Annotated in this window: 10 protein-coding genes; 8 read left to right on the top strand and 2 right to left on the bottom strand. The window is 57.4% G+C overall.

Translation table 11 applies throughout. From position 1 onward, the window contains the following. Positions 1–20 precede the first annotated feature (20 nt). The 6 genes from rpsK to bfr all read left to right on the top strand — a co-directional run bounded on the left by rpsK (position 21) and on the right by bfr (position 4,809). A complete protein-coding gene (gene rpsK / locus PSH64_RS26975; protein WP_002555466.1) occupies positions 21–410 on the top strand; it encodes a 30S ribosomal protein S11 in 390 nt (129 codons plus the stop codon). Positions 411–428: 18 nt separating this feature from the next. Beyond that, positions 429–1,049, top strand: coding sequence for a 30S ribosomal protein S4 (gene rpsD, locus PSH64_RS26970; protein ID WP_003176404.1), 621 nt, complete (start codon positions 429–431; stop codon positions 1,047–1,049). A 22-nt stretch (positions 1,050–1,071) separates the two neighbouring features. Beyond that, positions 1,072–2,073, top strand: a complete 1,002-nt coding sequence (rpoA, locus tag PSH64_RS26965) for a DNA-directed RNA polymerase subunit alpha (protein ID WP_003186012.1) — start codon at positions 1,072–1,074, stop codon at positions 2,071–2,073. A 42-nt stretch (positions 2,074–2,115) separates the two neighbouring features. Next, complete coding sequence (gene rplQ, locus PSH64_RS26960; RefSeq protein WP_007924175.1) at positions 2,116–2,502, top strand: 50S ribosomal protein L17; 387 nt, start codon at positions 2,116–2,118, stop codon at positions 2,500–2,502. Between the two features lie 238 nt (positions 2,503–2,740). Beyond that, positions 2,741–4,189, top strand: a complete 1,449-nt coding sequence (locus PSH64_RS26955) for a catalase (RefSeq protein ID WP_105343443.1) — start codon at positions 2,741–2,743, stop codon at positions 4,187–4,189. A 155-nt stretch (positions 4,190–4,344) separates the two neighbouring features. Next, on the top strand, positions 4,345–4,809 hold the full coding sequence (gene bfr, locus PSH64_RS26950; RefSeq protein ID WP_019581411.1) for a bacterioferritin: 465 nt from the start codon (positions 4,345–4,347) through the stop codon (positions 4,807–4,809). A 73-nt stretch (positions 4,810–4,882) separates the two neighbouring features. On the opposite strand, the gene uvrA is transcribed toward bfr, so the two are convergent. After that, entirely contained in the window at positions 4,883–7,717 is a 2,835-nt protein-coding gene (gene uvrA, locus PSH64_RS26945; protein WP_105343445.1) for an excinuclease ABC subunit UvrA, read from the bottom strand. Between the two features lie 191 nt (positions 7,718–7,908). Here uvrA and PSH64_RS26940 point away from each other — a divergent pair, with 191 nt between their 5' ends. Beyond that, positions 7,909–9,306, top strand: coding sequence for an MFS transporter (locus tag PSH64_RS26940; protein WP_018925659.1), 1,398 nt, complete (start codon positions 7,909–7,911; stop codon positions 9,304–9,306). 9 nt (positions 9,307–9,315) lie between these two features. Continuing rightward, positions 9,316–9,837: a single-stranded DNA-binding protein gene (locus PSH64_RS26935; protein ID WP_007933689.1), complete on the top strand. Its 522-nt coding sequence runs from the start codon at positions 9,316–9,318 to the stop codon at positions 9,835–9,837. Between the two features lie 71 nt (positions 9,838–9,908). On the opposite strand, the gene PSH64_RS26930 is transcribed toward PSH64_RS26935, so the two are convergent. Then, positions 9,909–12,113, bottom strand: coding sequence for an OsmC domain/YcaO domain-containing protein (locus PSH64_RS26930; RefSeq protein ID WP_305479206.1), 2,205 nt, complete (start codon positions 12,111–12,113; stop codon positions 9,909–9,911). Between the last annotated feature and the right edge of the window lie 9 nt (positions 12,114–12,122).

Here is a 12,122-nt window from a genome sequence, read left to right as displayed (position 1 = left end):
GAATCGACAGGAAATTAATCATGGCAAAACCTGCTGCTCGTCCTCGTAAAAAAGTTAAAAAGACAGTGGTTGATGGCATCGCCCACATCCATGCTTCTTTTAACAACACCATCGTGACCATTACCGACCGTCAAGGTAACGCTCTTTCCTGGGCTACCTCCGGTGGTTCGGGTTTCCGCGGTTCCCGCAAGTCCACCCCGTTCGCTGCTCAAGTAGCTGCTGAACGTGCTGGTCAAGCTGCGCTGGAATATGGCCTGAAAAACCTCGACGTTAACGTCAAGGGTCCAGGTCCAGGTCGTGAATCCGCAGTCCGCGCTTTGAACGGCTGTGGCTACAAGATCGCCAGCATCACCGACGTGACGCCAATCCCGCACAACGGGTGCCGTCCGCCGAAGAAGCGCCGCGTGTAATCCAGGAGATTGTAAAGAATGGCTCGTTACATTGGTCCAAAATGCAAACTCGCTCGTCGCGAAGGCACCGATCTCTTTCTGAAGAGCGGCGTGCGCGCGATCGAATCGAAGTGCAACATCGAAGCAGCACCTGGTATCCACGGCCAACGCCGCGGTCGCCAGTCCGATTACGGCACCCAACTGCGTGAAAAGCAGAAGGTCCGTCGTATCTACGGCGTTCTCGAGCGTCAATTCAGCGGCTACTACAAAGAAGCTGCTGGCAAGAAAGGCGCAACTGGCGAAAACCTGTTGCAGCTGCTCGAATGCCGTCTGGACAACGTTGTATACCGTATGGGTTTTGGCTCTACTCGTGCCGAATCCCGTCAGCTGGTATCGCACAAGTCGATCAGCGTTAACGGTCAGACCGTAAACGTTCCGTCTTACCAGGTTCGTGCTGGTGACGTGGTCGCAGTTCGCGAGAAAGCAAAGAACCAACTTCGCATTGTCCAAGCTCTCGATCTGTGTGCCCAACGTGGCCGCGTAGAATGGGTAGAAGTAGACACTGAGAAGAAGTCGGGCGTTTTCAAGAACGTTCCTGCTCGCAGTGATCTGTCCGCCGACATCAACGAAAGCCTGATTGTCGAGCTCTACTCCAAGTAAGGGCTAGAAAATAGGTGCATCCATGCAGATTTCGGTAAATGAGTTCCTGACACCCCGCCATATTGATGTGCAGGTTGTCAGTCCAACCCGCGCCAAGATCACTCTCGAGCCTCTCGAGCGTGGTTTCGGCCACACCCTGGGCAACGCGCTGCGCCGCATCCTGTTGTCCTCAATGCCCGGCTGTGCAGTAGTCGAGGCCGAGATTGACGGTGTGCTCCACGAGTACAGCGCCATCGAAGGTGTACAGGAAGATGTAATTGAAATCCTGTTGAACCTTAAAGGTCTGGCTATCAAGCTGCACGGTCGAGACGAAGTTACGCTGACCTTGTCGAAGAAGGGTTCGGGGGTGGTTACCGCTGCCGATATTCAGCTGGATCATGATGTCGAGATCGTTAACCCCGATCACGTAATCGCTAACCTGGCGTCTAACGGCGCCCTGAACATGAAGCTCACCGTAGCTCGTGGTCGTGGTTATGAACCGGCAGACTCGCGTCAGAGCGATGAAGACGAAAGCCGCAGCATCGGTCGCTTGCAGCTTGACTCTTCGTTCAGCCCAGTTCGCCGTATCGCATACGTGGTGGAAAACGCCCGTGTCGAACAGCGTACTAACCTGGACAAGCTGGTTATTGATCTGGAAACCAACGGTACCCTGGATCCTGAAGAGGCTATCCGCCGTGCTGCAACCATCCTGCAACAGCAGTTGGCTGCGTTCGTCGACCTCAAAGGGGATAGTGAGCCAGTGGTTGTCGAGCAGGAAGACGAGATCGATCCGATCCTGCTTCGCCCGGTTGACGATCTGGAACTGACTGTACGTTCGGCTAACTGCCTTAAGGCGGAAAACATCTACTACATCGGCGACCTGATTCAGCGTACCGAAGTAGAGCTGTTGAAGACTCCGAACCTTGGCAAGAAATCCTTGACTGAAATCAAGGACGTTCTGGCCTCCCGCGGTCTGTCCCTCGGCATGCGCCTCGACAACTGGCCGCCTGCAAGTCTTAAGAAGGACGACAAGGCGACTGCCTGATCGTCGTAATCACCGAACGTTGTGTTTGGTAAGGAATGAACCATGCGTCATCGTAAAAGTGGTCGTCACCTGAGCCGCACCAGCTCGCACCGCAAGGCCATGTTTCAAAACATGGCGGTGTCGCTGTTCGAGCACGAGCTGATCAAAACTACACTGCCAAAAGCCAAAGAACTGCGCCGCGTTGCTGAGCCGCTGATCACTTTGGCCAAGACAGACAGCCTGGCTAACCGCCGTCTGGCTTTCGACCGTACTCGTTCGAAAGCTATCGTTGGTAAGCTCTTCAACGACCTGGGCAAGCGTTACGCTACCCGTGAGGGTGGCTACCTGCGCATCCTCAAGTGCGGTTTCCGCGCTGGCGACAACGCGCCTATGGCGTACGTCGAGTTGGTTGATCGTGCTGTCGGCGGTGAAGCTGTATCCGCTGAGTAAGACGTCAGTCTGAAACAAAGAACCGGGCCTAGCGCCCGGTTTTTTGTGCCTGTAAGAAATGCGACCTACATACAAGCTTCAAACCTTTTCCTGTCTGCACTATATGTCTGGGGTGATCGTTAGTATTTTTCTATTGATGTCTGCAAGTTAATGAATTTGTGGCTGTCATGATCATGATCAATACTTCGCACCAAGCCGATTAGCCGGCAGTTCCAAGACTGACAAAGGAAGAGATCGCATGAGCCAGAACAAAACGCTTACGACCGCCAGTGGCGCTCCTGTCGCCGACAACCAGAACTCCCGCTCCGCCGGCCCTCGTGGCCCTTTGCTGCTCGACGATTTCCACCTGATCGAAAAGCTTGCTCACTTCAACCGTGAAAACATCCCGGAGCGTCGCGTACACGCCAAAGGTTCGGGTGCGTACGGTACGTTCACCGTGACTCGCGATATCACGCAATACACCAGCGCCAAGCTGTTTGAGTCCGTCGGCAAACAAACCCCGACCTTCCTGCGATTCTCCACCGTGGGTGGCGAGCGCGGTTCGGCTGACACCGAGCGTGACCCACGCGGTTTTGCCCTGAAGTTCTACACCGAAGAAGGTAACTGGGACATTGTCGGCAACAACACGCCGGTGTTTTTCATCCGTGACCCGCTGAAGTTCCCTGACTTTATTCACACCCAGAAGCGTCTGCCGCAAAGCAACCTGAAAAGCGCGCAGGCGATGTGGGATTTCTGGTCGCATTCACCTGAGGCGCTACATCAGGTCACTATCCTGTTCTCGGACCGTGGCATCCCTGACGGTTATCGCCACATGCACGGCTTCGGTAGTCACACCTATAGCCTGATCAACGCTGGTGGTGAGCGTCACTGGGTGAAGTGGCACTACAAAACCAAACAAGGGATCAAAAACCTCGCTCCTGCAGAAGCGGCGCGCTTGGCTGGTACCGATCCGGATTACGCACAACGTGACCTGTTCGGCGCCATCGAACGCGGCGACTTCCCGAAATGGAGTGTCAACATTCAGATCATGACCGAGGCCCAGGCCGCGGCTCACTACGAGAATCCGTTTGACGTGACCAAGACCTGGTCACAGAAAGAGTTTCCACTGATCGAAGTGGGCGAGCTTGAGCTCAACCGCAATCCGCTGAACTATTTTGCTGAAGTCGAGCAAGCGGCATTCGGTCCGAGCAATATGGTCCCGGGTGTTGGTTTGTCGCCCGATCGCATGCTGCAGGGGCGTGTGTTCGCTTATGCGGATGCTCACCGCTATCGTGTAGGTACCAATCACCAGCAACTGCCGGTAAATGCGCCTCGCAGCCCGGTCAACACTTACCAGCGCGATGGTTCGATGGCGTTTGGCAGTAATGGCGGTGCAGCACCGAACTACGAGCCGAACAGCTATGTAGAATCACCGAAGCAGGCACCGCGCTACGCGGAACCTGCCTTGGCCTTGAACGGCGCAGCTGACCGTTACAATCATCGTGAAGATACCGATTACTACAGCCACGCGGGTGCGCTGTTCCGTCTGATGAGCGATGAGCAGAAAGCCCTGCTGATCAACAATATTGCCGGTGCGATGGCTGGGGTTTCCGGCGATGTGGTTGATCGTCAACTGCAGCATTTCTTCAAGGCCGATCCGGCTTATGGAGAAGGTATCGCAAAGGCGTTGGGCGTACAGCTTAACTAAGTCTAAACGAGAAGCAGAACCGCCCTCATTCGGGCGGTTTTTGCGTTATTTAAGCTACGTTTCTCAGAATATCTTCGCTTTTATCGCGTTTGGCGAGTGACCTCGCGGGCGGGTTGGTTCAAACTACAGACTTTCAAGCAGGGAGATGTAGGGCGATGCAAGGTCACCCAGACGTAATCGATTACCTCAACACGTTGCTGACCGGCGAACTGGCAGCCCGTGATCAATATTTCATCCATTCGCGGATGTACGAGGACTGGGGGTTCACCGAGCTCTACGAACGTATCAACCACGAGATGGAAGAAGAGGCTCAGCACGCTGATGCGCTGATGCGTCGAATCCTGATGCTCGAAGGTACGCCGCGCATGCGTCCGGACGATCTCGATGTCGGCACCACCGTGCCGGACATGCTCGCCGCTGACCTGCGTCTGGAATATAAAGTTCGTGCAGCTCTGTGCAAAGGCATCGAGCTTTGCGAGCTGCACAAGGACTATGTCACCCGCGAGATCCTGCGCATTCAGCTGAACGACACCGAAGAAGATCACACCTATTGGCTGGAAAAACAGCTGGGTTTGATCAAGTTGATCGGACTGGAGAATTACCTGCAATCGCAGTTCTGATTTTTTAGGCCGACGACGCACAAAAAAGCCCCTGTCACCGACAAAGTGACAGGGGCTTTTTCATGGGCCTGACTCAGGCCCTGTCGCGAGCCAGCAGCGGTTTGAGATAGTAGCCGGTGTGAGATTGTTTCATCTCGGACACCTCTTCCGGTGTGCCGACGGCGATGATCTGGCCCCCCTTGGAGCCGCCTTCCGGCCCCAGGTCCACCAACCAGTCGGCGGTCTTGATCACATCCAGGTTGTGCTCGATCACCACCACGGTATTGCCGTGATCGCGCAGGCGATGCAAAACGTCGAGCAGTTGCTGGATATCCGCAAAGTGCAGGCCGGTAGTTGGCTCATCGAGGATATACAGGGTCTTGCCGGTATCGCGCTTGGACAGCTCGCGGGACAGTTTCACCCGCTGGGCTTCACCCCCCGATAGTGTTGTCGCCGATTGCCCCAGCTTGATGTAGGAAAGGCCAACATCCATCAACGTCTGAAGCTTGCGCGCCAAGGCTGGAACCGCGTCGAAGAACACCCGGGCTTCCTCGATGGTCATCTCGAGGGTTTCGTGGATGCTCTTGCCCTTGTATTTGATCTCAAGGGTTTCGCGGTTGTAGCGCTTGCTCTTGCAGACGTCGCATGGGACATAGATGTCCGGCAGGAAGTGCATTTCCACCTTGATCAAGCCATCGCCCTGGCAGGCTTCGCAGCGTCCGCCTTTCACGTTGAAGGAGAAGCGCCCCGGCCCGTAGCCGCGGGAGCGCGACTCCGGCACGCCGGCGAACAGCTCGCGAATCGGCGTGAACAGCCCGGTGTAGGTCGCCGGATTGGAGCGCGGCGTGCGACCGATCGGGCTCTGATCGATGTCGACGACTTTATCCAGGTGCTCAAGGCCCTTGATGCTGTCGTGAGCCGCCGCTTCCAGGGTCGTTGCCCCGTTGAGTGCGGTAGCGCTCAAAGGAAACAGCGTGTTGTTGATCAGTGTCGATTTGCCTGAGCCGGATACACCCGTCACACAGGTCAGCAGACCGATCGGAATCTCCAGATCGACATTGCGCAAATTGTTGCCGCGGGCGCCCTTGAGGGACAGCGACAACTTCTTGTTACGCGGCGTACGTTTGGCTGGAACTGCGATTTTCACTCGGCCCGACAAATACTTGCCGGTCAGTGAATCAGGGTGAGCCATGACCTCGGCCGGCGTACCTTCGGCGACGATATGCCCACCATGCACGCCCGCACCCGGGCCGATATCCACCACGTAGTCGGCCAGACGAATCGCGTCTTCGTCGTGTTCGACCACGATCACCGTGTTACCGATGTCCCGCAGATGCTTGAGGGTGCCGAGCAATCGGTCGTTGTCCCGTTGATGCAGACCGATCGACGGCTCATCGAGGATGTACAGAACCCCCACCAGGCCGGCGCCAATCTGGCTGGCCAGACGGATACGCTGGGCCTCACCTCCGGACAGCGTGTCGGCGCTGCGATCCAGGGACAGGTAGTCGAGACCGACGTTGACCAGAAACTGCAGCCGTTCACGGATTTCCTTGAGAATCTTGTCGGCAATTTCGCCACGGCGGCCAGTCAGTTTCAGCACGCCAAAATATTCACAGGCGTCGCCGATTGGCAGATTGGTCACCGCCGGCAAGGTCTTCTCGCCTACCCACACGTGTCGCGCCTCGCGACGCAGACGAGTGCCGCGGCAATCCGGGCAGGGCTGGGTGCTGAGGAACTTGGCCAGCTCTTCACGGACCGAAGCCGATTCGGTTTCGCGGTAGCGACGTTCCAGGTTCGGCACGATGCCTTCAAACGGGTGCGAACGTTTGACGATGTCGCCCCGATCGTTCAGGTACTTGAAGTCGACATTTTGCGAGCCGCTGCCATGCAGGATGAATTTCTGCTGATCGGTCGGCAGTTCGTTGAACGGCACTTCGAGGCTGAACTTGTAGTGGGCGGCCAGCGAGCCAAGCATCTGGAAGTAATAGACGTTACGCCGGTCCCAGCCGCGGATCGCGCCTTCGGCCAGGGTCAGTTCACCGTTCACCAATCGTTTGGTGTCGAAGAACTGTTTAACCCCCAGGCCATCGCAGGTCGGGCAGGCGCCGGCCGGGTTGTTGAAGGAAAACAGCTTGGGTTCCAGCTCGCTGATGGCGTGGCCACAGATCGGGCAGGCGAAGCGTGCGGAGAAGATGATTTCTTCGCCGGGCTCGTCGTCCATTGGCGCCACGAGAGCGATGCCGTCCGCCAGTTTCAGCGCGGTTTCGAACGATTCGGCCAGGCGCTGTTGCAGATCGGCGCGGACCTTGAAGCGGTCGACCACGACATCGATCGAGTGCTTCTTCTGTTTATCCAGCTTCGGCAACTCGTCCAGTTCACAGAGTTTGCCGTTGACCCGGGCCCGCACAAAACCCTGGGCGCGCAGTTCTTCGAAGACCGAGAGGTGCTCCCCCTTGCGCTCGCGGATCACCGGAGCCAGCAGCATCAGTTTGCTGCCTTCCGGTTGTGCCAGCACCAGGTCGACCATCTGGCTGACAGTCTGGGCTTCCAGCGGAATGTCGTGATCCGGGCAGCGCGGAATACCGACGCGAGCGTAAAGCAGGCGCAGGTAGTCGTAGATTTCGGTGATGGTGCCAACCGTCGAGCGCGGGTTGTGCGAGGTCGACTTCTGTTCGATGGAGATCGCTGGCGACAGACCTTCGATGGTGTCGACGTCAGGCTTTTCCATCATCGACAGAAACTGCCGGGCGTAGGCCGACAGCGATTCGACATAGCGGCGCTGGCCTTCGGCGTACAGTGTGTCGAAGGCCAGGGACGACTTGCCGGATCCGGACAGGCCGGTGATGACGATCAGTTTGTCCCGTGGCAGGGTCAGGTCGATGTTCTTCAGGTTGTGGGTTCGGGCCCCACGAATCAGGATCTTGTCCAAAGTGGCCTCGCTCGGCGGGCGTCGAAAACGTAGGAGTATACGGCCAAATACTGGATGGATGCACACTATCAAATGAGGGGCATGCAGCCTTGCATGAAGATTGCGTCATCTGCGCGCGTCATAGCGTCGCGATATACCCCGTCAATCGATGGGACTGGTAGAATCGCCGCCGGTTCAGATGAGGTTTTTCCATGCACGATCCCCACAGCGAACGCATGAGTGGCAGTGAGACCCGCGCAGCAAGCGGTCTGGCCCTGGTGTTCGCCTTCCGTATGCTTGGTATGTTCATGGTGTTGCCGGTGCTGGCGACCTATGGGATGGACCTGGCAGGCGCGACCCCGGCCCTCATCGGGTTGGCGATTGGCGCTTACGGCCTGACCCAGGCAATCTTTCAGATTCCCTTTGGCTTCATTTCCGACCGCATCGGTCGACGTCCGGTGATTTACCTGGGGCTGATCGTCTTCGCCCTGGGGAGTGTGCTGGCGGCCAATGCCGATTCGATCTGGGGCGTCATCGCCGGACGCATTCTGCAAGGCGCCGGGGCGATTTCCGCGGCGGTCATGGCGTTGCTGTCTGACCTGACCCGGGAACAGCATCGGACCAAAGCCATGGCCATGATCGGCATGACGATCGGTCTGTCGTTCGCGATCGCCATGGTGGTAGGGCCATTGCTGACCCGTGCCTTCGGCCTCTCCGGGCTGTTCTTCGCCACCGGCGGCATGGCGCTGCTCGGTATCGTCATCGTGATGTTCATGGTGCCGCGCGCCACCGGGCCATTGCAGCACCGCGAGTCCGGCGTCGCCCGTCAGGCACTGATCCCGACGCTCAAGCACCCGGACCTGCTGCGCCTGGACCTGGGCATTTTTGTGTTGCACGCGATGTTGATGTCGAGCTTCGTTGCATTGCCCCTGGCCCTGGTCGAAAAAGCCGGTTTGCCCAAGGAGCAGCACTGGTGGGTGTACCTTGCCGCGCTGCTGATTTCCTTCTTCGCCATGATCCCGTTCATTATTTACGGCGAGAAGAAACGCAAAATGAAACGAGTTTTATTGGGCGCGGTGCTGACGCTGATGCTCACTGAGCTATTCTTCTGGCAGTTCGGCGATAGCTTGCGGGCTCTGGTGATTGGTACGGTGGTGTTCTTCACTGCGTTCAATCTGCTGGAAGCCTCCTTGCCTTCGCTGATCAGCAAGGTTTCACCGGCGGGCGGCAAGGGCACGGCAATGGGGGTTTATTCCACCAGCCAGTTCCTAGGTTCGGCGCTGGGTGGGATCCTCGGCGGCTGGATGTTCCAGCACGGCGGTTTGTCGGTTGTATTCCTCGGATGCGCCGGCCTGGCTGCCCTCTGGCTGGCCTTTGCTGTTACCATGCGTGAACCACCTTACGTCACGAGCCTGCGCTTGCCGTTGTCGCCCGAGGCGATCCGCGAAGCGGGTCTGGTTGAGCGCCTGAAGGCCGTCGTAGGGGTAACAGATGCGGTGATCGTTGCTGATGAAGCGGCGATTTACATCAAATTGGACACAGAACTATTGGATCGCACGACCCTTGAGCGCCTGGTGAACAACCCGGCCGAGGCAGCGTGCGTAGCCTAGGAGAACGTTATGGCCCGTGGGGTTAACAAAGTCATATTGGTCGGCACTTGCGGCCAGGATCCCGAAGTTCGCTACTTGCCTAACGGTAACGCCGTGACCAACCTGAGTCTGGCGACCAGCGAACAGTGGACCGACAAGCAAACCGGTCAGAAGGTCGAGAAGACCGAATGGCACCGTGTTTCGATGTTCGGCAAGGTTGCCGAAATCGCCGGCGAATACCTGCGTAAAGGTTCGCAGGTCTACATCGAAGGCAAGCTGCAGACCCGCGAGTGGGAAAAAGACGGTATCAAGCGTTACACCACTGAAATCGTGGTCGACATGCAAGGCACCATGCAACTGCTGGGCGGCCGTCCACAACAGGGCGACCAACAAGGCGGGGGCAATAACTACCAGCAATCCGCCCCAGCCCCACGCCAGCAGGCTCCGCGTCCGCAGCAGTCGGCTCCGCAACAGTCGCGCCCGGCTCCACCGCAGGCCGCTCCTCAGCCGGCTCCGGATTTCGACAGCTTTGATGACGATATTCCGTTCTGATAAAGCTGCTATCCAGTCAGTAATAAAAAAAGCGAAGCCAGTGATCTGGCTTCGCTTTTTTGTTGGCGCTGTTAACTGAATAAAGGGGTCACATTGGCCCGTGCCGAGTGCAGTTTTTTGTAGCTCTCGATCAAGCGCAAATGCCTGTCGAGCCCCTCCAGTTTCATGCTGGTCGGCGTCAAGCCATGGAAGCGCACGCTGCCGACTACCGATCCGATCGCTGCATCCATCCGCTCGTTGCCAAACATCCGGCGGAAGTTGGCCTCGTAGTCTTCCAGTTCCAGGTCTTCGTCCAGCTTCATCTCCAGCACCACATTGACCGCCTGATAGAACAAGCCGCGCTCGACGGTGTTGTCGTTGTACTGCAGGAACATTTCTACCGCTTCTTTCGCCTCTTCAAACCGCTGCAAGGCGAGGTAAATCAGCAGCTTCAACTCCAGAATCGTCAGCTGACCCCAGGCGGTATTGTCGTCAAATTCGATGCCGATCAAGGTGGTGATGTCGGTGTAGTCGTCCAGCTCACTTTCCACCAGGCGCTCAACCATCGCTTGCAGCTCTTCTTCGTCCAGGCGATGCAGGTTCAGGATGTCGGCGCGGAAGAACAGCGCTTTGTTGGTGTTATCCCAGATCAGATCGTCTACTGGATAAATTTCCGAATAGTCTGGCACCAGGATGCGGCAGGCCGTTGCACCGATATGCTCGTAGACCGCCATGTACACTTCTTTGCCCATGCCTTCGAGAATGCCGAACAAGGTCGCGGCTTCCTCGGCATTGGAGTTTTCACCCTGGCCGGAGAAGTCCCACTCCACGAATTCGTAATCCGATTTTGAGCTGAAGAAGCGCCACGACACCACGCCGCTGGAGTCGATAAAGTGCTCGACGAAGTTATTCGGCTCGGTCACCGCATGACCTTCAAATGTCGGCTGCGGCAGGTCGTTGAGGCCTTCGAAACTACGGCCCTGCAACAGTTCGGTCAGGCTGCGTTCCAGCGCCACTTCCAGGCTCGGATGCGCGCCGAACGAGGCGAACACACCGCCGGTACGCGGGTTCATCAACGTGACGCACATCACCGGGAACTCACCCCCCAGGGACGCATCCTTCACCAATACCGGGAACCCTTGCTCTTCCAGCGCCTGAATGCCGGCCAGTATTCCGGGGTACTTCGCCAGCACGTGAGCCGGCACATCCGGCAGGGCAAATTCACCTTCGATGATTTCGCGTTTTACCGCGCGCTCGAAGATTTCCGACAGGCACTGCACCTGGGCTTCGGCCAGCGTGTTACCGGCACTCATGCCGTTGCTCAGGAACAGGTTTTCAATCAGGTTGGACGGGAAATACACCACCTCGCCGTCGGACTGGCGCACGTAAGGCAGCGAGCAGATGCCGCGCTCTTCATTGCCCGAGTTGGTGTCGATCAGGTGGGAGCCACGCAGCTCGCCGTCGCGGTTGTAAATCTTCAGGCAGTACTCGTCGAGGATTTCGGCCGGCAGTGCATCTTTACGGCCAGGCTTGAACCAGCGTTCGTCCGGGTAATGCACAAACGCTGCGTCGGCGATGTCTTCGCCCCAGAACTGGTCGTTGTAGAAGAAGTTGCAGTTGAGTCGCTCGATAAACTCGCCCAACGCCGACGCCAACGCGCCTTCCTTGGTCGCACCCTTGCCGTTGGTAAAGCACATCGGCGAGTGCGCATCGCGGATGTGCAGTGACCACACATTGGGCACGATATTGCGCCACGAGGCGATTTCAATCTTCATGCCCAGGTCCGCCAGAATGGCCGACATATTGGCGATGGTTTGCTCCAGCGGCAGATCCTTGCCCGCAATGTAAGTGTTCGCCTCTGAATGAGAAGCAGGCATCAGCAACGCCTGGGCGTCGGCGTCGAGGTTGTCCACTTCTTCGATCACAAATTCAGGCCCGGCTTGCACCACTTTCTTCACGGTGCAACGGTCGATGGAGCGCAGGATGCCCTGGCGGTCCTTGTCGGAGATGTCCGCCGGCAACTCGACCTGGATCTTGAAAATCTGGTTGTAGCGGTTTTCGGGGTCAACAATATTGTTCTGCGACAGGCGGATATTATCCGTGGGGATATTGCGCGTGCTGCAGTACAACTTCACGAAATACGCCGCACACAGCGCCGACGAAGCCAGGAAGTAGTCGAACGGACCCGGTGCCGAGCCATCGCCCTTGTAGCGGATAGGTTGATCGGCCACCACCGTGAAGTCATCGAACTTGGCTTCAAGTCGAAGGTTGTCGAGAAAATTGACCTTGATTTCCATGGGGGATTA

It is taken from the genome of Pseudomonas sp. FP1742, from assembly GCF_030687145.1.
Lineage (GTDB): Bacteria > Pseudomonadota > Gammaproteobacteria > Pseudomonadales > Pseudomonadaceae > Aquipseudomonas > Aquipseudomonas frederiksbergensis_D.
This window is presented reverse-complemented; position numbering and strand designations above follow the sequence as displayed.